The organism is Sediminibacter sp. Hel_I_10, from assembly GCF_000688335.1.
Classification (GTDB): domain Bacteria; phylum Bacteroidota; class Bacteroidia; order Flavobacteriales; family Flavobacteriaceae; genus Psychroserpens.
In genome coordinates, this window is sequence record NZ_JHZX01000001.1 from 2568274 (window position 1) to 2589168 (window position 20895).

General features: G+C 36.7%; 23 protein-coding genes. 3 read left to right on the forward strand and 20 right to left on the reverse strand.

Annotated elements, in window-relative coordinates; all coding sequences use genetic code 11:
* Positions 1-5: 5 nt before the first annotated feature.
* The 20 genes from P176_RS0111585 to P176_RS0111685 all read right to left on the reverse strand — a co-directional run bounded on the left by P176_RS0111585 (position 6) and on the right by P176_RS0111685 (position 15110).
* Positions 6-1274: an MgtC/SapB family protein gene (locus tag P176_RS0111585; RefSeq protein WP_026754860.1), complete on the reverse strand. Its 1269-nt coding sequence runs from the start codon at positions 1272-1274 to the stop codon at positions 6-8.
* Positions 1275-1276: 2 nt separating this feature from the next.
* Positions 1277-2251 (reverse strand): ATP-dependent 6-phosphofructokinase, encoded by a 975-nt coding sequence (locus P176_RS0111590; protein ID WP_026754861.1) that lies wholly within the window; start codon positions 2249-2251, stop codon positions 1277-1279.
* Positions 2241-3158 (reverse strand): alpha/beta fold hydrolase, encoded by a 918-nt coding sequence (locus tag P176_RS0111595; protein WP_026754862.1) that lies wholly within the window; start codon positions 3156-3158, stop codon positions 2241-2243. Before P176_RS0111595 ends, P176_RS0111590 begins: the two co-directional genes overlap by 11 nt.
* Positions 3155-4513 (reverse strand): dicarboxylate/amino acid:cation symporter, encoded by a 1359-nt coding sequence (locus tag P176_RS0111600; RefSeq protein ID WP_026754863.1) that lies wholly within the window; start codon positions 4511-4513, stop codon positions 3155-3157. Before P176_RS0111600 ends, P176_RS0111595 begins: the two co-directional genes overlap by 4 nt.
* An 11-nt stretch (positions 4514-4524) precedes the next feature.
* On the reverse strand, positions 4525-5586 hold the full coding sequence (locus tag P176_RS0111605; protein WP_026754864.1) for a class I fructose-bisphosphate aldolase: 1062 nt from the start codon (positions 5584-5586) through the stop codon (positions 4525-4527).
* An 11-nt stretch (positions 5587-5597) separates the two neighbouring features.
* Positions 5598-6611 carry a type II glyceraldehyde-3-phosphate dehydrogenase gene (locus tag P176_RS0111610; protein ID WP_026754865.1) on the reverse strand — a complete coding sequence of 338 codons (1014 nt, stop codon included), beginning with the start codon at positions 6609-6611 and terminating at the stop codon, positions 5598-5600.
* A gap of 70 nt (positions 6612-6681) precedes the next feature.
* Entirely contained in the window at positions 6682-6936 is a 255-nt protein-coding gene (locus P176_RS19390; RefSeq protein ID WP_051605472.1) for a heavy-metal-associated domain-containing protein, read from the reverse strand.
* A 15-nt stretch (positions 6937-6951) separates the two neighbouring features.
* Complete coding sequence (locus P176_RS0111620) at positions 6952-8316, reverse strand: APC family permease (RefSeq protein WP_026754866.1); 1365 nt, start codon at positions 8314-8316, stop codon at positions 6952-6954.
* Positions 8317-8323: 7 nt separating this feature from the next.
* Complete coding sequence (locus P176_RS0111625) at positions 8324-9679, reverse strand: NAD(P)/FAD-dependent oxidoreductase (RefSeq protein WP_026754867.1); 1356 nt, start codon at positions 9677-9679, stop codon at positions 8324-8326.
* A gap of 33 nt (positions 9680-9712) precedes the next feature.
* On the reverse strand, positions 9713-10174 hold the full coding sequence (locus P176_RS0111630) for a universal stress protein (RefSeq protein ID WP_026754868.1): 462 nt from the start codon (positions 10172-10174) through the stop codon (positions 9713-9715).
* A 50-nt stretch (positions 10175-10224) separates the two neighbouring features.
* Positions 10225-10686 carry a universal stress protein gene (locus P176_RS0111635; RefSeq protein WP_026754869.1) on the reverse strand — a complete coding sequence of 154 codons (462 nt, stop codon included), beginning with the start codon at positions 10684-10686 and terminating at the stop codon, positions 10225-10227.
* Between the two features lie 45 nt (positions 10687-10731).
* Complete coding sequence (locus tag P176_RS0111640) at positions 10732-11358, reverse strand: lycopene cyclase domain-containing protein (protein ID WP_231481239.1); 627 nt, start codon at positions 11356-11358, stop codon at positions 10732-10734.
* A gap of 112 nt (positions 11359-11470) precedes the next feature.
* The gene (locus P176_RS0111645) at positions 11471-11749 is read right to left on the reverse strand and encodes a DUF5676 family membrane protein (protein WP_026754871.1); all 279 of its coding nucleotides are present in this window, start codon (positions 11747-11749) and stop codon (positions 11471-11473) included.
* Positions 11750-11766: 17 nt separating this feature from the next.
* On the reverse strand, positions 11767-11973 hold the full coding sequence (locus P176_RS0111650) for an SHOCT domain-containing protein (RefSeq protein ID WP_037348912.1): 207 nt from the start codon (positions 11971-11973) through the stop codon (positions 11767-11769).
* A gap of 10 nt (positions 11974-11983) precedes the next feature.
* Positions 11984-12220, reverse strand: coding sequence for an SHOCT domain-containing protein (locus P176_RS0111655; protein WP_026754873.1), 237 nt, complete (start codon positions 12218-12220; stop codon positions 11984-11986).
* Between the two features lie 21 nt (positions 12221-12241).
* Complete coding sequence (locus P176_RS0111660) at positions 12242-12457, reverse strand: heavy-metal-associated domain-containing protein (protein ID WP_026754874.1); 216 nt, start codon at positions 12455-12457, stop codon at positions 12242-12244.
* A gap of 307 nt (positions 12458-12764) precedes the next feature.
* A complete protein-coding gene (locus tag P176_RS0111670) occupies positions 12765-13229 on the reverse strand; it encodes a hypothetical protein (RefSeq protein ID WP_026754876.1) in 465 nt (154 codons plus the stop codon).
* A gap of 29 nt (positions 13230-13258) precedes the next feature.
* Entirely contained in the window at positions 13259-13861 is a 603-nt protein-coding gene (locus P176_RS0111675) for a WG repeat-containing protein (protein WP_026754877.1), read from the reverse strand.
* Positions 13862-13933: 72 nt separating this feature from the next.
* Positions 13934-14515, reverse strand: a complete 582-nt coding sequence (locus P176_RS0111680) for an AraC family transcriptional regulator (RefSeq protein ID WP_026754878.1) — start codon at positions 14513-14515, stop codon at positions 13934-13936.
* Between the two features lie 172 nt (positions 14516-14687).
* Positions 14688-15110 (reverse strand): hypothetical protein, encoded by a 423-nt coding sequence (locus P176_RS0111685; RefSeq protein WP_026754879.1) that lies wholly within the window; start codon positions 15108-15110, stop codon positions 14688-14690.
* 292 nt (positions 15111-15402) lie between these two features.
* On the opposite strand from P176_RS0111685, the gene P176_RS0111690 reads away from it, so the two are divergent.
* The 3 genes from P176_RS0111690 to P176_RS0111700 all read left to right on the forward strand — a co-directional run bounded on the left by P176_RS0111690 (position 15403) and on the right by P176_RS0111700 (position 20890).
* Positions 15403-15819 carry a hypothetical protein gene (locus P176_RS0111690; RefSeq protein WP_026754880.1) on the forward strand — a complete coding sequence of 139 codons (417 nt, stop codon included), beginning with the start codon at positions 15403-15405 and terminating at the stop codon, positions 15817-15819.
* A gap of 104 nt (positions 15820-15923) precedes the next feature.
* Positions 15924-19676 (forward strand): efflux RND transporter permease subunit, encoded by a 3753-nt coding sequence (locus P176_RS0111695; RefSeq protein WP_026754881.1) that lies wholly within the window; start codon positions 15924-15926, stop codon positions 19674-19676.
* The gene (locus tag P176_RS0111700) at positions 19673-20890 is read left to right on the forward strand and encodes a TolC family protein (RefSeq protein ID WP_026754882.1); all 1218 of its coding nucleotides are present in this window, start codon (positions 19673-19675) and stop codon (positions 20888-20890) included. The genes P176_RS0111695 and P176_RS0111700 overlap by 4 nt, the downstream gene beginning before the upstream one ends.
* Positions 20891-20895 lie beyond the last annotated feature (5 nt).

Below are 20895 nucleotides of genomic sequence, written 5' to 3' on the forward strand. Positions count from 1 at the left end.
TTTTTTTAATTTCCTAATTGTATTAATATATAGGCTATGCCAACGACAACGACACTTCCAAAAATGAGCATTACCAGTTTCCCCGTTTTTTTGGAACCTTTGAAATAGGTAATACCCAGCTTCACAATCATATTACTTATGGTTGCGGTAATAATCACATTGGTTGCGAGGGCGAGTTTGTCTTCCAAAGACCCGAATTTTGCCATACTAATAGTTATCGCATCGGTATCTGCCAATCCTGCAATTAGGGCTGAATAGTATAAACCGCTTTCGCCAAAAAACTGGTTTCCATAAAAAACTGCAAATAGGATAACCACATAAATACCACCAAAGCCAAGAGCGTTCAATATATTAAGTGGGTTGCCAAGGTCAATTGCTGTCTTTGAGACTTCAGTATTCTTTCTAATAAATAGAATGGCACTTATCAAACAGATAAGTGTCAGGATAATAAAGGGAACGGCCAAATAAGAAAGTATGGCACTATTAAAAATATAGGCTAAGATGGCAAGTCTTGGGAACATTATGGCGGACGCTATAATGATACCCGCAGCATATTCTTTTGAAAGTTCTGGCGATTCCTTACTTCGGGAAGCATATATCCAAGCTACAGCGGTACTTGAAATTAATCCGCCTAAAATGGCAGTGAGCAGAATACCACGTTTAGAACCTACATATTTAACAAGAAAGTAGCCGATGAAGTTCAGAAAAGAGACAATTACTATAATTGCTCCAATCTCAAAAGGGTTAAGCAATCCTTCTGGACCATAGTCTTGATTCGGTAAGAAAGGTAAAATCAAAAGCGCAATAATTGAAAACTTAATAAAAGCAAAAAGCTCTTCTGAAGTAATATTTTTAATGAAGGTATTAAAGGTTGTTTTCAATGATAACAACGTAACTATAATTACCGCAGTAGCAACTGCTTCCTTATGCAAATGATTGGCGACCATAACACCCAAAATCAACGTAGCGAACAATGCCATATTGGTGGTAATACCAGTCATTATGTGCTTTTGCACTATGGAAAGATGACTCAAAGACAGAAACAAAAGAAATGCCGCTGCAATTATAATGACCAACCAAGGCGTATAGACTGTGGAAAGATTGCCCAAGATAAAACCAATAATAGCGACAATAGGGAAGGTTCTTATTCCTGCAAAACCTTGTTCTTCCTTCAGTTTATCGTATTCACGTTCCAAACCCAGAATAAGGCCAATGCCCAGACTGATGAGTAGTCCGAGGATAAAAGGGTTGATATTTTTAAAGGCTTCTATCATTTTTACTTTCCAAATAGTTCTAAAAGTTCGTATAATTCATTATTTACTTGATGTTGCTTGACCACCTCTTTAAAAGAGGTTAGATGCAATTGATTATTTAAGATTCCTACCATTACATTTTTTTTGCCTCGTAAAAGTGTTTTTACAGCTGCCACTCCAAGTTTAATGCCCAACATTCTATCTAAAGCTGACGGATTTCCACCTCGCTGAACGTGCCCAAGCCTCGTAATTCGTATATCGACATTGGGATTGACTTCCTTTATTTTTGAGGAAACCAGTTCAGCGCCTATTTCATCACCTTCAGAAACCACGACAAGAAAAGCATCTTCGCTATCGTAATTTTTAATCTTGTCCAATAGGTAAATAAAATCTTTTGCACTTTCAGGAATTAGTATGGCATCTGCACCTACCATTAATCCCGAATGAATAGCGATGTAGCCTGAATCCCTTCCCATTACTTCAACAATAAATACGCGGTTATGAGATTCGGCAGTGTCCTTTATTTTATCAATATTTTCAATAGCCGTGTTTACTGCGGAATCAAAACCAAGGGTATAATCAGTACCAGATATATCGTTGTCAATAGTCCCGGGAATACCAATGAATGGGATGTCGCATATTTCTGAAAAAGCCAATAAACCTTTAAAAGTGCCATCGCCACCAATAGCAATTAAAGCATCTATGTTGTTTGCTTTTAGAGTTTGCAATGCTTTTTTACGGCCCTCTAATTCCAGAAATCGTTTGCTTCTTGCTGTTTTTAGAATGGTACCGCCTTTTTGGGTTATTTTTTTTAGTTCGTGTGATGCTAATGGAACCAAATCACCGTCTATCAACCCTTCATACCCTTTTCGAAAACCACTTACTTTTATACCCTTTACTTCAGCGGATTTTGCAATGGCGTACAATGCAGCGTTCATTCCAGGACTGTCGCCTCCTGAAGTAAATACGCCTATATGTTTAATTTTATTAGTGCTCATTAGATATGGTTTTTTGTAATTTTTTATCTGAAATAGTAAAATCTTGAATTGTGTTCCAAACAAATTCTGCTTCTTTCAGAAAGAACTGATGGTCTCCTTCAGATGAAGTAATTAGTTGTGCGTTTTTAAATTCCTTTGATAATTTTAAGGCATTTTCTAAAGGTGCAGTGGTGTCTTTTTCTCCGTGAATAAAAAGCACGTCTTTATCCTTAATTTTCTTTGCAATCGCATATAAATCTGTTTTCAAGATGACCTTTGTAAGTGAATAATAATAACTCTGCCAATGATGCTTTTTTGCATCTTCATAAACATCATCTGTGAGGTTGTCAGGTTTGAATGCACTCGACATAAAAATGGGATGAATCATACAAATGTATTTCGAGAATTTGCTTGTTGAAATCCTATCCACAAAGGAATGGGATGACATAATTTCTTTAAACTCATCAGCGTTCTTATAAACAGGTATGCTTATAAAAATTCCTGCCTTGAACCAAGTTGGTTGCTTTTCCAATAGTGCCAATGAAATCATAGCTCCCATAGAATGTCCCGCAATAATTGTTTTGCCATCATTGAATTCTTCTTTGCTTAAAATTAATTCAAGGGCTTGCAATTGTATTGAAAGGGAATAATCACTTTGTGGTTTTGGCGAATCACCAAAACCTAGCAGGTCGACTAAAAGTAGCTTATGTGTAGTTGTAATACTTTCTAAATTGCGTTTCCAATAATGCAATGAGCCTGTTAAACCGTGCAACAAAACAAGTTTGTTTTCTCCAGAGCCTATTATTTCATAATTCAACAGTGTTTCTTTGGCATCATAAGCTGGTTGCTTACCAATTTTGTAATGCTGATAGCTTGCTATAGCTACAACAGGAAGAATGAACACTATGGATATGAGTAGTAATGTCATTGTTTTGAAATTGATTTATTATCCGTTTTCTCACTAACCAAGATTGGGGTTTTACCATAGTATCTATTGAAAACCATACAGGCAGTCAAATCACCAGTTACATTTACCGCAGTCCTAAACATCCCCAAGAGTCTCTCTACACCAATAATAATAATGATGCCTTCAGCGGGTATGCCGACACTTCCCAAAACAGAAGCGAGTATAACCACACCGCCTCCAGGAATGGCTGGTGTGCCAATGGAAGCAGCTACTATGGTTACGATGACCACTATAATATTGAGTAAGCTCATTTCCAGTCCAAAGGCTTGGGCTATAAAAAGAGTCGTTATAGTTTGATAGAGCGCCGTTCCATCCATATTGACGGTTGCGCCAATAGGTATAATAAAATTGCTAATGCTCTTATCCACTTTCAGTTCTTCTTCCGCTGTTTTTAGTGACAAGGGCATTACAGCCGCAGAGCTCGTGGTTGAAAAGGCCAATAGTTGAACATCCCTTATTTTTTTTAGGAAATGCAATGGGTTTGTTTTTCCAAGAAGGACAACCAGTCCTAAATAGAAAAACACCAGTAACAATAGACCGAGTAACACCACCACAACATAGTAGGCTAGACCTGACAGAGAGCTCAAGCCAACACTAGAGGTAAGCTGTGCCATAAGCCCAAAAACAGCAACAGGTACTAACAACATAGACCATTTCACTACCGTCATACAGACTTCTTGAATGGCACTTAAGAGTATCTTTACTGGGCGCAATAATGCTGCATTAAGTGAGAGCACAGCCACACCAATAATAATTGTAAAAATCACGATACTTAACATATCGGCATTTACCATAGACGCCAAAGGGTTTTCGGGAAGCAGGTTTGAAATGGCATCTGGAATATTTTCAAGCCCAAAAGAAAGTTCGGTATCCTCCGTAGAGGTGGTCATTATTTCGTTATGTTCGGATAGCGATTGTTGATGCAAAAAACGACCAGGTCTAAAAAGTTGTGATAGTATAACACCGAGACTTACCGAAACTATGGTAGTGCCCAGAAAATATAATAATACGCCACCACCTAATTTTTTCAAACTATCCTTGTCATTACTGGCGATTCCTGTGATGATTGAAGCCACAATCAATGGAATCATAATCATTTGAACCAGCTTTAGAAAGAGTACGCCTGGCAATGCCAGCCAATTTCCTAAACCATCAGCTGTTTCTTTGGTAATCCAACCATTATGAGGACTTAACAACAACCCAAATCCAACACCTAAAAACAAGGCAATAATAACCTTAAGCCATAAGCGGCTTTCTACCAGTTTTACCAGATAGTGATTTAGTGACTTAAGTGATTTTACTTCTGTTTCGAACATTCTTTATTTTGTTATGCAATACTAATTTTATGGTCTAAATAAACTTTTTGAACGGATTGTAATACTTCCACACCTTCACCGAAGGGCTTTTGAAACGCCTTTCTTCCCATAATCAGCCCAGAACCGCCAGCTCTTTTATTAATTACTGCTGTAGTAATCGCTTCCACTAAATCAGACTCTCCTTTAGAGCCACCACCGGAATTAATTAATCCGATCTTCCCCATATAGCAATTAGCCACTTGCAACCTGCATAGGTCAATGGGATGTTTTGTTGTCAGCGTTTCATACATTTCATCATCATATTTTCCAAATCCTATCTCCCTAAAACCAAAATTGTTTGTTGGCAATTTTTGTTTGATGATATCAGCTTGAATAGTAACACCCAAATGATTGGCCTGTCCAGTTACATCGGCAGCGGCGTGATAATCTTCTTTTTCGGTTTTAAAAGCTTCGTTTCGGGTATAGCACCATAAAATGGTAGCCATACCTAAATTATGGGCTTCTTCAAAAGCTTCAGCTATTTCTTTAAGCTGTCTGTTACTTTCTTCGGAACCAAAATAGATAGTTGCACCGACGGCAACTGCTCCCATATCCCACGCAGCTTTTACTTTGCCAAATAAGGTTTGGTCATATTTATTGGGATAGGTAAGTAGTTCGTTGTGGTTAATCTTTACGATAAAGGGAATTTTATGGGCATATTTTCTAGCGTTCAATCCCAATACACCAAAGGTGGAAGCCACGCCATTACAACCTGCTTCCATCGCTAATTTTATAATATTCTCTGGGTCAAAATAATCCGGATTTTTATAGAAAGAAAAAGCTGCACTATGCTCGATACCTTGGTCTACAGGCAGGATGCTCAAGTAGCCTGTACCACCAAGATTTCCGTGGTTATACAATTGTGAAAGACTTCGTAGTACCTGCGGATTTCTATTACTTTGAGTAAATACCCTGTCTAGGCTTGTCTTACTAGGTGTTTGCAATTCGTCCTTGGTTATTTTTTCACAAACGTGATTCAAATAGAAGGACGCTTTTTCACCTAATAGTTCTGTAATATTTATATTTGTTTTCATTGGAATAAGATTTAATGAATTCCTAAACTTTCATTTGTTTTGGCGATGGATTTGGCACCATCTGTTTCAATTCCAGTAAGTGCTCTGATGGCATCAATCGTTTCTGGGATTACAATGGCTTGGTTATCGACCACGTAGGCATAAAAAAGTTCATCTCCCACTACCTTCAGCATATCTTCCCAAAGGGCTACTTCGTACATATCGCCCCAAGGTCTTCCCATATCCAAGAACATTTCTTTAATGGTGTTGTTTGAAACCAGGCCTTGGTCATATTGAATTAGTTTGATACGACTAGACGTTTTAAAAGCATTTAAGACTTCTTCTTTCGAGACTTGCTTTTTTAACTTCACGTTCCAATAGTGCATATGGCTTAATGTTTCTGGAACTTTTACTGCGGAAGTGATGACGTCCAAATCAGGATCTACGCTTTTAGCGTCAGGACCTTGATGGCTTGGAATATCTCTTTCTGGAAGCATTGTGTTCATAATTCCGCCCAAATGACTTTCCCAAGGATCTGTTGCTCTTCTTAAAAGTGTTCCTCTGGCATAATCCAATAAATCGGCTCTTTTTAAAGCGGTCAACGTCCTTAAAATAGAAGTGGTGTTGCAAGAAACAACTCTTGTAGCATCTAGATTTAGAGCTGATTGATAATTGTTTTCAGCACTAAAGGAATGGCCTGTTGTTTCGTGTTTTTCGCCTCCGTGCAAAATAAATTTGATGTTTTGTTCTTTATAAATTGCGACATTTTGAGCCGCAATCTTTTTAGGGGTACAGTCCACGACGAGATCTGATTTTTTCAACAGGTCGTGCATATCGCCTTTTACTGAAATACCTTCGGATTTCATTTTATCAGTTGCTTCTGGGGTGGCTGCATAGATATCGTACTCTTTTCTCACGGCATTTTGAATGCGCCAATCGCTAATGATATCGCACACGCCCGAAAGCTTCATATCGTCCTGTAGATTGATGGCATCGGCCACTCTTTTTCCAATGACTCCGTATCCTATAACTGCTATATTTTTCATTTTCTAGTTTATAAATATGTTGTTGAATAAATCTTAACTTTTTCTTTTACTCCGAGTTTTAATCAGGTTTTTAACTGCAACAGGATCCTCCTGATTTTTTTTGATTTTTATCCCCTTCTGCGCCCGCGATACTATAACCACCTGCTTTTACCAAGGCTTGACTGAGTTGCGTTTTGCTTATAGATTCATTTGCTTCAATAACTGCTTGGGGTGGATTCAGACTTACTTCTACCGTTTGTACTCCCTCAATTTGTTTTAATGCTTCTTTAACATTTTTAACACAACCTCCGCAGGTCATTCCTGTAATTTCAATTTGTTGTTTCATTTTTTTGATTTTAAATTAATTAACTTGATTTTCTATTATTTTTGATTTATCCTCGCCCATTCCCATTGGCATATTGCCATCATCATCTGTATGCGAAATCATAAAAAAACGTTCCGCAACAAGAATCAGGATAATTCCAATTGCTGCTACGATGAGCACCATTGGATCATTCAGATATTTTATATATAGAAAAGCTGATAGTACTGCTATATCCATTACAATGGCTATTAAAGGAATGATGGGTTTAAATTTTACCTCGTTCTTTAAGTGGCGAAAAAGCCCCCAATGGATAGCGATATCCATAATGAGATAGAAAATAGTGCCTATAGAAGCGATTCTTGTTAAATCGAAAAGGGAAGTGAGTAAAACGGCAAGGGCAACCGTAAATATGAGTGCTGGATTTTTAAAATTACCCATTTTTTTTAAAGAGGGTATTTGTTTCATATTACTCAACATCCCCAATAAGCGCGATGCCGAAAAGACACTGGCGATAACCCCTGAAAAGGTTGCTACAATAGCGATTGCTATAGTAAACCATAAACCCCATTCCCCAAAAACAGGTTCGGCTGCTGCTGCCAAAGCATAATCTTTTGCCTTTATTATTTCAGGGATACTCAAACCGCCTGCAACAGCAAGTGCCAAGGCCACATAGATAAGTGTGCAGATAAGAATAGAAATCACAATGGATCTTCCAAGGTTTTTGTGTGGATTTTTGATGTCTCCACCTTGATTCGTGATTGTTGTGAACCCTTTATAGGCAAGGATTGATAATGCCAATGCCGCTACAAAGCTTAGCCCTTGTGGTAGCGTTTCGGTATTTTGTGGGATATAGTCTCCTGTAATATCTGCAAATCCAGAAGCTACTAAACCTGCAATGGCGAGCAATGCAATACCACCTACTTTAATAATTGCTGTAAATGTGGCCGTTGCTCCAATCACTTTATTTCCTAGAATATTTATGACATACGCTGTTACCAAAAGTAGAATACCAAGAATGGATGCATAACCAGCATAACTTTCTGGGAATAATCGAAGGGTATATGCGCCAAAGGTTCCCGCGACCAAACTTTGTGCAACGACCATTGAAACATACATTAGTAAAGAATAGACACCTGTGGTCGTTCCAGGTCCATAGGATTTATTGAAAAACTTAACCACCCCCCCAGATGACGGAAAGGCATTTGAGAACTTCACATAAGAATATGAACTAAAACCTACCACGATAGCACCTGCAATAAAAGCAATCGGAAATAAATCGCCTACCAATTCAGCTATTTGTCCCATAAGTACAAATATGCCAGCACCTATCATTACACCTGTACCAAGAGAGATGGAACCTATTAGGGAAAGCTTATCGTTTTCATTTGTGGTGTTTTTCATTTGTAAATTATTTCTTTGTGTTATTAATTGAAGATTTTGGTTTAAAATTTCTAATAATTAGGCGATTGCTCTTTTCATAAGTGAAATAGCTTACCGCCCAATTAAAACCAACCATCAATCTATTTCTAAATCCGCTTATGGATAATAAGTGTACAATTGACCACAGCAACCAAGCGAAATAGCCTGCAAATTTAAATTTGCCTAAATCGGCAACCGCTCTGCGTTTTCCTACTGTTGCTAATGAGCCTTTGTCTTTATATTCAAAAGGGTTTACGCCCTCATTCTTAATAATTTTCAATAATATATTACCCAAATACTTACCTTGCTGAATAGCTGTTTGTGCTACTTGCGGATGCCCCTTTGGCGTTTCTTCTGTAATTACAGCCGCTATGTCGCCTATGGCAAAAATGTTGTCATAGCCTTCTACCATTAAAAATGAGTCGGTTTTTAAGCGATTGCCCCTAACCACGTGTTTTTCATCAATACCTTTTGGGAACTGTCCTTTAACACCCGCCGTCCAGATTAGGTTTTTGGCTAAAATGGTTTTTCCACTTTTGGTTGTTACTATTGAGCCGTCATAATCGCTTACCGATTCATTGAATAGTACCTTTACATCCAAGTCCTTCAAATATTTCAGGGTTTTCGTAGATGCTTTTTCAGACATCGTACTTAACAATTCATCAATGGCCTCTATCAAATAAATGTTCATAATGGAAGAAGGGTACTCGGGATAATCCTTAGGAAGAATGTATTTACAGAATTCAGCCAAAGCTCCTGCCATTTCCACGCCAGCTGGACCACCTCCAACGATGACGAAATTTGTTAAGGCATCACGTTCTTTGTCATCACAAGTGATTGCAGCTTGTTCTAAATTTTGCAGCATCATATGACGAATATTTAGAGAATCGCGAATGTCCTTCATCCCAAGACTATGGGACTCGACATTGTCCATACCAAAAAAATTAGTAGTTGTTCCCGTTGCCAATACGAGATAGTCGAAATGAACGCTTCCCTTATTGGTTATAATGGTGTTTGTAGAAGGTTGGATTTCTTCCACTTCAGCCAAACGAAACAATACGTTTTTATAGCCATTGATTTGTTTTCTAAATGGAAAAACAATACTGTCAGGCTCCAAAGCACTCGTTGCCACCTGATAAAATAATGGCTGAAACTGGTGGAAGTTATTTTTATCGAACAATACTACCTGCACCTCTTTATGTTTTAATTTTTCAACCAATGCCAAACCTGCAAACCCACCACCTATAATAACAACACGAGGTAAATTAGTATCTGGAAGGCAGATTTCATCTGTTATCTTGCAAGCAGATTCTGTAATAGCAGTATTTGAATGGTTGACGTTCATATTTAGTTTTTATACATTGTTATTAGCCATAGATTATTTTGCATCCTTGTCTTTCAAAATCATTACTGAACATTTGGCTTGGGTTGCTAAATATTGTGAAACAGAACCCAATAAAAGACGTGAAAATGCCCCTTGACCTTGTGACCAGACCACGATTAAATCTGCTCCGAACGATTCTGCTTTTTCTAAAATTTCTTTTTTTGGAAGACCGCTGATAACACTTGTTGTGATATTAAGCGATTCATTTTCTTCTTTTAATATCTTGATGGCTTCGGAAATAATTTTATCCCCTATTATTTGTGCATTTTTTATAGCTTCATCAGGGTATTTATAAAGTGTTGCTGTTGTTGAATGTAACCCTGATGTTGGCAACGCACGATACTCATAAACATTTATGATGCAAACTTCACTTTCCTTTGGTAATGGAAATTTTCCAAGTTCCTTAATGGCAACCTTGCTAAAATCAGAACTATCTATGGCTAACACTATTTTCATAATTTGAATGTTTTTAAAGATTAGATTGCTTGAAGCTCATTTACAAATGCTTAAGCATTTTCTTTTTCTTTTACAATTAATACCGAGCATTTGGCGTGTGTTGCTAGATATTGTGAAACAGAACCTAATAAAAGACGTGAAAATGCTCCTTGCCCTTGCGAACCGACTACAATTAAATCGGCATCAAAAGATTCCGCTTTTTCCAAAATTTCTCTTTTTGGAAGACCGCTGATTACATTTGTTGTTATAAGAAGTGAGCGATTTTTTTCTTTCAATACTTTACCAGCTTCGGAAACAATCTTTTTCCCTATTTTTTCAGCATTGGCTATAAATTCTTGATAATACACGTCAAGAGTTACTGTTGTGGATATGAGTTCTGGGGTTGACATCGCAGGATGTTCATAAACGTTTATTATACTAATTTCACTGCCCTGTGGTAATGGAAATTTTGCAAGTTTCTTAATGGCAACCTTGCTAAAATCCGAGCCATCTACTGCTAATACTATTTTCATAATTTGAATGTTTTATTGATTAAATATCCTATGCTTTATTCTTTTTTATATAGGTTTAAATTGATTACTTGTTTTATTTGATTTTATGAGTTTCCGCCAATAGATGTGTTCATATAATCCAGACCAGAACATCCCAAAAGTGAAGGCGAATAATAATTCTTCAATAGGAATGCCCAAGACAAGAATATGGGTCAGGTTGTCAAGATTCCAGTACAACTCCACATATTGAGGATAAAACGGAAGGATGCTCCCGAAATAAATGAAGTACAATACCGTAAACAGAATTCCCCCAACCCAAATTTTTACTTTCAAATCTGGACGACAATAAAGTGTCGCTAATCCACCTATGAACAACCCTATAATGCCGCAATAAATGTGGTTGAGTGACGTAAATAGCGACAGAAGAATGAATAGGATAACTGGTGTAAAAAGAATATAAATATGCAGGCGATGTTTGTTATGACTTCGTTCGCTATGTGGTATCTCGGCAAGGCCTCTTTTAAAAATAATGTTGTAGAGTACGGTGCCAATTCCGCCTATGGCGAAAGAAAAGATTAAGCTCTCAATGTCAAAGCCTATTTTTTCTGCCAAATCAAATAGGGAAGGTGGCATCCAATATTCTGGAACAAACAGCGGTTCTGTTAAACCAAAGGGCATCGTGATGAGACTCATTTTGAGCATTTCTTTCCTATACCCCTCTTTTGACAAATAGATTATTGCCCAAAGTGCAAGAATAATTAGAGACCATATGAACCAGACGTATTGCATAATCCTTTAGTGGTGTTTATTTTTTTACTTTTATTTGTGCGTTATAAAATGCTCCAATACAAGCCCCTATTAACCACCAAAGAATAAAAGTTTGTACTATTCCCATTAACACTTCTAAAGGTGGTACATCCATTCTGATGATACTGGTAGTATCCAAGCCGTGCAAAAGGCTATTGAAAAAGGTAATTGACCCTTCTTGTCCTGCTGTTAACATTACAATCATACAACCCAAATAAATTAAGGTTCCTGTTAGACCGAAAGCAAAACCGAGTTTTTTTATGTTTAATCGATACATAGTTTTATAATTTTGAGTTAGTTTTCTGATTTTAGAATCTTTTTAGATTCTTCATATTCTTCCTTGGATATTTCGCCTTTTGCAAAGCGTTTTTTAAGAATATCCAATGGGCTGTCCTTCTTTGTTTTTTGATAAGGTATGTCTGTAGGAACGAAAAATATCCAGGCCAAGAAAAAGAACCAGATAATCCACCATATGTAATGCATACCGCCGTAGTGATTCATAATATTATTTTTAGGAATTAAGGTTTTTAGTAAAGTCCGCGTTTAAAATCTTTTTAGATTCTTCATAGTCTTCTTTGGATATTTCGCCCTGTGCAAAGCGTTTTTTAAGAATATCCAGTGGACTGTCCTTCTTTGTTTTTTGATAAGGGATATCTGCCGGGATAAAGAATATCCAAGCAAGTAAGATGACCCATATTATCCACCATATTAGGTGCATACCTCCAAAATGTCCGTCGTAAAAATGCATAATGTTTGTTTTTAGTTGTTATTAATTTGTTTCTGTGATTGTGTATCCATTGAGCTCATCGATTTGCTTTTGTAGTTCGGCAACTGAAAGAGTTTCATTCATAGTGATTAATGTAGCTCCTTTTGGTGCGAGAAAAATCTCTGCTTTTTCAATGTTAGGGTGTTCTTCCAACGTCTTCTTGACTCTCGCAACACATCCACCACAACTGATTCCGTTTATTTGATACTTTTGTTTCATAATATTTAGCTTTTAGTGATGTTGATGGCCTTTGTGTTCATCTTTGGATTCAACCGTAGAGTTTTCTTCTCTACTTTGGGATTCACTTTGTTTATGCTGTGAATGGTTATGACCACCGTGTCCGTGCGAACCGTGGGGCATAAATAGGTGGCAAGCAAACATAAAAATGATGAAAATAAATAGTGATGAACCACCTCCTATACCAAATGAGGGCGCTAAAAAGATGAACAGTAGTGGTAGTCCACAGCCTATGACCATCCATATCCAGTGATTATTTTTCATTGTTTTTGATTTTAAAGGTTAAAAATTAATGATGCTCGTTATGGTCCTCTTTGGTTGAGCTATCCATATTCATTCCTTGCATATCCATTCCTTTTTCGCCCATCATATTTTTACAGGATTCCATACAGTCCTCGCTCATCATTCCTTTTTCGTGCATCATTTTCATCATTGAACCCATCGTTTCTGGGCTTTTCATCATTTGGTTCATCATTGAATGCATCATAGGTTTATTGCCCATCATATTGGTCATCATCATACTGTCTTTCATCATCATTTGCATTCCTTCTCCTTGCATCATTTGCATTGCGTGGTCACTATTGTACATCTCTGCCATAAACTCAGCCATATAATCGTGATTTTGAGTGATAACACTAAAAACCTCTGTGCGTGTCTCTGGATTTTCCAATAATTCTTGAGTATTTTTTTCTTGGTTGCAACTGTTTAAGCTTAAAAGCCCAATTGTTAATAAAATAATTAGTAGTGTTTTCATTTTGATTTATTTTAAGTTATTAATAAAGTTTACTCTATTCTCTTTAATGACCATTTCTTGTTTTCGCCACTAACCAGAACTAAACTTCCAGAGATTAGCTTGGATGTAATTACAGGTGGATTTTTATTGTTCTTATCTTTAGGCGATATGTGAATGGCCAATTGAGTAAGATGGTCACTGGTTTTTCCTTGTTTATCTATAACTACTTCAAAATAATGGTAGCTAACCACGTCTTTGTTGAAAATGTCATTGTAACCAATGGTTTCTTTATGAACTGTTAGTGCTAATGCCTTCTCATTTTTGAAATTAGTAGCGTTGAGGAATTGAGGTATGATGGTGGTTTCCCCTTTTTTATTTATATAACCGTAATACAGCACCCCTTCCTTATGATGTGCAATCAAACATCTATCGTTATAGAATAACGGATAGTTTTCTCCATCTATATTTGACGATACGAGGTCACTTCTAAAATCGATAACTATGTCGCCATTCTTATTTATAAAGGCCCATTCATTTCCTTTCTTAATTGCTGCTACATCATCGACAAAAGGCGAGATATACTCTAAATCTTCTAAAGTTTGTGCAATTCCAAAAAAGGGAATTAATAATAATATGATAAGTAGTTTTTTCATTTTAAATTGATTTTGGTTTTGTTAAATTTAGTGACGATTCTCGTTTTGCATCTGCATAACTTTCGTTGTTATTTATATAATTTCATCGTAAAAATTTCGTTTCCAATTTTCTGTATTTTTATAATCTGTCATACTCATTCCAACCACTTCTTTAAACTGTCTGGACAGATGGTTGATACTGCTATAGTCCAATAAGTATCCTATTTCTGAAAAGGAATGTTGTTTAAGCTGAATGAGTTCTTTAACTTTCTCAATCTTCAATTTGATAAAGTACTTTTCAATGGTTGTCTGTTCATTGGCAGAAAATAATTTGCTCAATGTCTTATAATCCCTGTGAAGACTGGATGCTAATAGTTCAGATATTTTTACCTTAATATATAATGGTGGTTCTTGCAATTGTTCGATTAAAATCAGTTTGATTCTTTCGACAAGCATTTCTTCTTCGCTCTGGACAATTTCAAAATCATTGGCGTGAAGTACCGTTGTTACTGCATTAACAATTTCATTGTTGGTTTTTTTTGGTGCTTCTACCAATAGTCTTCCCAGTTCCAATGAAAGTACAGTTACTCCAAGTTCTTGTAATTCCTGCATAATTACTTTTAAACAGCGGTTACAGACCATATTCTTAATCCAAAATTCCTTTGGTTCGCTCATAGTATAGAATGTATTGTCATTGAGTTTTAACTCAATGGTTTGAAAGGATAAGACCTAACAGGGTTAATGGTGTTATAGTGTTGTTGAAAATGGGGTACAACAATTTTTAGCCAGAAGTGAAACTGTGGCTATAGATGCAATGCAGATTAAATTTAACCTGCGCAGTAGAAATTTAAATTAAGAAGGTCTCGTTGAGAATTATTATATCTGTAGAGAGCAATGGTGGCCTGTAGGCTCTATAGGAAATTACGTTTTCATCTAATCCTTCAAAAAGATTTATATAGGAATAGACGAATGTGTTTAAGAAAACGATAGTCTCGGTTGTGAGTATTGTATTAGACTTTTTAAAAGTATCATCTCCTTCTTTTACAATGGTCTGATTATCGCAACAGTCTTTCTCTTGTATGGAAGTACATTTTTTGGTATTATCATCTTTTTTTTTCACAATCTCCATACAAGATTTCGCTTTACTAAAAAAAGCCATATCTACTAATTTATTGCAACAAAAATGCATATCTACCGTAAAGGAAGAGGTAGAAAACAGTATTGATACTGCTAAAAAGAAGGACAATATTTTGGCAAAAGTAGACTTCACGCTTAAAGATAGTTAAATTTTGTTTAACATTTGATTTTTAGTAACTATATGATATTTTATTTAATAAATTCATTATCAGAATTTTATGTATAGAGTATAGAGATATATTTTACGAAGATAATTAACAAACTTCAACAAGAATATGACTTTCGTAATATAAAATTTAATATAAAAGGTGTCTATTTGTACATAATTCTTAAGACAGTTTGATAGATAAATCCATTGTATTTTTATGCTGTAAAAAAGTTAAATACAGGAATTAGAATTATTTTTTCATAACTTTGCAACAATAATGAAAGAAATATTTCATAAAATAGCGTCATTTTCTTTAGCACTTATTGTGTTATTATCAACAGTATCTTTTACTGTTGATAGTCATTACTGTGGCGATACTTTAGTGGATACTTCTTTATTCGGTCACGCTGAAACCTGCGGTATGGAAGTTCAACAGCAATCGAATTCATCAGAGTGTGATATCTCCAAAAAAGGTTGTTGTAGTGATGAACAAGTGATTGTTGAAGGTCAAGATACTTTAAAAACGTCGTTCGACAAATTGGATAAAGACCAACAACTGTTTGTTGCTGCTTTTATCCACACCTATATAAATTTGTTTTTCGAATTTCAAGAAGATTTAAATTCATATAGAGATTATACACCTCCTCCCTTGGTCAGGGATATTCAAGTTTTAGACCAAACCTTCCTTATTTGATTTTTAAGTAATTAGAACTGTAGTCCTACATTAATTTGTTTTGGACCTTTGTGCTTGTTTGTCACTTTTTAAACAAGATTTATAATTACTTAATAATCATTTCTATGCTGAATAAAAGCATCAAATTTCTAATAGAGAATAAACTCGTCGCAGTTTTAATGCTCACCCTATTTATAGGTTGGGGCGTTGTAAACGCACCTTTTGGTTGGGACACCGGCTTTTTACCATCTAATCCTGTTGCTGTAGATGCTATTCCAGATATTGGGGAAAATCAACAAATTGTTTTTACCAAGTGGCAAGGTCGCTCACCACAAGATATTGAAGACCAAATTACCTATCCACTTACTACTTCGCTTCTGGGTATTCCTGGTGTAAAGACCATTCGTAGTTCCTCTATGTTTGGGTTTTCCAGTATCTATATCATCTTTGAAGAAGATATTGAATTCTATTGGTCACGTAGTCGGATTTTAGAGAAACTAAATTCACTGCCAGCCAACCTATTACCAGATGGCGTAAATCCATCTTTAGGACCCGATGCCACAGGTTTAGGTCAAATATATTGGTACACGTTAGAAGGGCGTGATGAAAAAGGAAATGTAACTGGAGGCTGGGATTTGCAGGAGCTGCGTAGTATTCAAGATTACTATGTAAAATACGGATTGTCCTCGGCAAGTGGTGTTTCAGAAGTTGCCTCTATTGGCGGTTATGTTCAGGAATACCAAGTTGATGTTGACCCTGAAAAAATGCGCCAATACAGTATTAGTTTAAGCGATGTTGTAAAAGCAGTAAAGGAAAGCAACCAAGATATTGGCGCGCAGACACTGGAAATAAATCAAGCAGAATATTTAGTTCGTGGTTTGGGTTATGTAAAATCTGTGGCTGATATTGAAAATGCAGTAGTTACTTCAGAAAATTTTACTTCTATACGAATCAAGGATATCGCAAAAGTAAATTTAGGACCACAGACCAGACGCGGTATTCTGGATAAGGAAGGTGCCGAAGTTGTGGGTGGTGTCGTTGTGGCTCGTTACGGTGCAAACCCAATGGAAGTCATTAATAACGTCAAAGATCAAATAGCTGAACTTTCAACAGGACTACCAAGCAAAGTTTTAGCTGACGGTCGCACTTCACAGGTAACTATTGTCCCATTTTATGACCGAACAGAACTCATTCAAGAAACACTTCATACGCTTAATGAAGCTCTTACACTTGAAATCTTAATTACCATTTTGGTCATCATCGTGATGGTGTTCAACCTGCGCGCATCTATTCTTATTTCAGGATTATTACCTGTTGCCGTATTAATGGTATTTATTGCGATGAAACTATTCAATGTAGATGCAAATATTGTTGCCTTATCAGGTATTGCTATAGCCATTGGTACAATGGTGGATGTAGGCGTCATACTTGCCGAAAATATGATTCGGCATTTGGAAGATGAAAAATTACGCTTTAAAGAAAGTGGAATAGAATACACAACAAATGAAATTGTCTATAATGCTACTGCTGAGGTTTCAGGAGCTATTTTAACAGCTGTACTCACAACTATTATAAGCTTCATACCAGTATTTACATTGATAGGTGCTGAAGGCAAACTATTTAGACCACTGGCATTTACTAAAACAATGGCACTTTCTGCGGCCTTGGTTATTGCTCTTTTCTTGATACCACCATTTGCCGCATTCTTGTTTAGGAAAACGAATATTAGAGAACGTTCTAAATATATTCTCAACGGTTTGCTTATTATTCTTGGCATCACTGCCATTGTTTACGGCTATTGGTTAGGGCTTATCTTAATAGCTTATGGCGTTGTTGCGCTCTTGAGCGTAAGAGATATTATAACAACTAAAAGAGCTAATTTATTTCACATAATTATTTCCTGCATTGCTATTGTGTTCTTGCTTGCTGAATATTGGCGACCGCTCGGTTTTGATCGGAGCATCTTAATGAACTTGATTTTTGTAGCGATTATCTGTTTTGGGTTACTGGGTGTGTTTTCAATTTTCCAAAGGTATTATGACAATATATTACGCTGGGCACTTCAAAACCGACTACTGTTTTTAATCATTCCAACAACGGTGTTTATTTTAGGAGTGGTTATAATGCGAAATACTGGTAAAGAATTTATGCCATCGCTCAACGAAGGTTCATTTCTTTTAATGCCTACTTCTTTACCACATTCTGGTGTAGAAGAAAATAAGCGTGTACTGCAACAACTCGATATGGCGGTTGCCACGATTCCAGAAATAGAAACAGTAGTAGGAAAATCAGGTCGAACAGAATCCGCGCTCGACCCTGCACCACTATCGATGTATGAAAATATGATTCAGTATAAATCTGAATATATGCGGAATGAATCTGGAGAGCGCCAACGTTATAAAATGAATGATGACGGATTGTTTGTATTGAAAAATGAAAAATTCATCATCAACCCAAATAACGAAATCAGTGACGATGCAAACTACGAAGCATCTCAGCTTAAAACAAACGCAACTAATGAAGATTTAATTCCAGATGATGATGGGGAATACTACCGTAACTGGAGACCAGAAATAGTCAGTCCTGATGATATTTGGAATGAAATAGTTAAGGTCACTAAATTCCCTGGAGTTACCTCTGCACCGAAACTACAACCTATCGAGACAAGATTGGTAATGCTTCAAACTGGAATGCGAGCACCGATGGGCATCAAAGTGAAAGGGCCTGATTTAAAAACCATTGAAGCTTTTGGTTTGCAATTGGAAGGTCTTTTGAAACAAGCCGAAGGTGTAAAAGAACAAGCTGTTTTTGCAGACCGTATTGTAGGTAAACCCTATTTGTTAATTGATATTAAAAGAGAGCAATTGGCGCGGTACGGAATTTCAATTATGGATGTTCAAGAAGTACTTCAAGTCGCCGTTGGTGGTATGCCACTTACCCAAACAGTAGAAGGTCGCGAGCGTTATGGGGTTCGTGTTCGCTACCCAAGAGAGTTGCGTGGCAACCCAGAAGACCTTAAAAAGATTTATGTACCTGTGGAAAAAGGAAGTCCTGTTCCTTTAGGCGAGTTGGTGGATATTCGCTATGAACAAGGACCGCAAGTAATTAAAAGTGAAGACACCTTCCTTGTGGGGTATGTACTTTTTGATAAGCTAGATGGTTTTGCCGAGGTAGATGTGGTTGAAAATGCGCAGGCTTTGTTTAAAAAGAAAATTGAGGCTGGCGAGTTGATCGTTCCTAAAGGAATCAGTTACAAATTTACAGGTACCTACGAAAATCAATTACGGGCAGAGAAAACACTTTCTGTTGTAGTGCCGCTCGCACTTGTAATCATTTTCTTGATTCTATATTTCCAGTTCAAATCAGTCAGCACATCGCTTATGGTATTTTCAGGAATTACTATAGCCTTTGCTGGTGGTTTCATTATGATTTGGTTATACGGCCAAGATTGGTTCTTCAATTTTAATCTTTTCGGGGAAAATATGCGAGACCTGTTCAATATGAAAACCATTAATTTAAGTGTGGCGGTTTGGGTAGGCTTTATTGCACTTTTCGGCATTGCTACAGATGATGGCGTGGTAATGGCAACCTATCTCACACAGTCCTTCGATAGAGAAAATCCAACGGACAAAAAGGGAATTCGACAGGCAACGCTTGAAGCTGCCGGCAAGAGAATACGCCCTTGTTTAATGACAACGGTAACTACCATTCTGGCACTATTACCCATCCTCACATCCACAGGAAAAGGAAGTGATATAATGATACCTATGGCAATCCCAATTTTTGGTGGAATGATTATCGATATTACCTCTTATTTCTTATTACCAGTGCTATTTAGCTGGAAGAAAGAATATCAATTAAAACGAGCTACAAAATGAGATATATAATTTTAATAGGACTTGTTTTTTTCGCTTTCGCGGAAGTAAATGCACAAGATTTAGCTTCCTATATTCAGGAAGCTGAAAAGAACAATCCTGAAATTCAGGCTTTTGAACTGCGCTATAATATAGCTGAAGAAAAGGTAAATGAAGTTGACTGGTTACCAAATACAGAGATTGGCGTAGGCTACTTTATAAGTGAACCAGAAACCCGAACAGGAGCACAACGTGCACGTTTTTCAGTAAAACAAATGCTGCCGTGGTTTGGAACCATATCAGCAAGGGAAAATTATGCTTCATCAATGGCTGAAGCCCAATTTGTGGAAGTGACCATCGCAAAACGAAAGCTTGCGCTTTCCGTTTCCCAATTCTATTACCAGTTGTATGAAATTAGGGCAAAGCAGGAAGTACTTGATGAAAATATAGCACTCTTGCAGACCTATGAACGACTTGCACTAACTTCCGTAGAAGTTGGAAAAGCATCTGCTGTTGATGTACTGCGATTGCAGATTCGACAAAACGAACTGCAACAAGAGAAAGATGTTTTGATTCAGCAAGACAAGGGTATTCAAGCAGCGATAAACGGTTTGCTAAACAGGGAATATGATAAAGATGCGTTAGTGGTTTCTTATTTGGAATTTCCAAAAGAGGACAATTTTTATAGCTACGAGGCCTTGTCTGTAAACCCAGAATTGCTCAAATATGATAAGCTTTACGAATCAGTCGCTCAATCGGAACTTTTGAATCAACGAGAGGCCTTGCCAATGATAGGTTTTGGATTGGATTATGTGCCTGTATCAGAACGTCCTGATATGAATTTTTCCGATAATGGGAAAGACATCGTGATGCCAATGGTTTCAATTACCATTCCCATTTTTAATAATCGATATAAGTCAATTTCAAAACAAAATGAATTGCGTAAACAGGAAATACAATCCCAAAAAGATGAAAGGTTGAACGTGTTAGTGGCTGAATTATCAAAGGCAATTTCTCAACGCAATCAGTCGCGAATTAAATTCAACACACAAGAGAAAAACCTGAAACAAGCTGAAGATGCGGAAGAAATCCTCATTAAAAATTATGAAACGGGAACTATTGATTTTAATGATGTGCTGGACATTCAGGAATTGCAATTGAAGTTTCAAATGGGACAGATTGAAACAACAAAACTTTATTATGTTCAAACCGCTCTCATAAATTATTTAACGAATTAATTCCA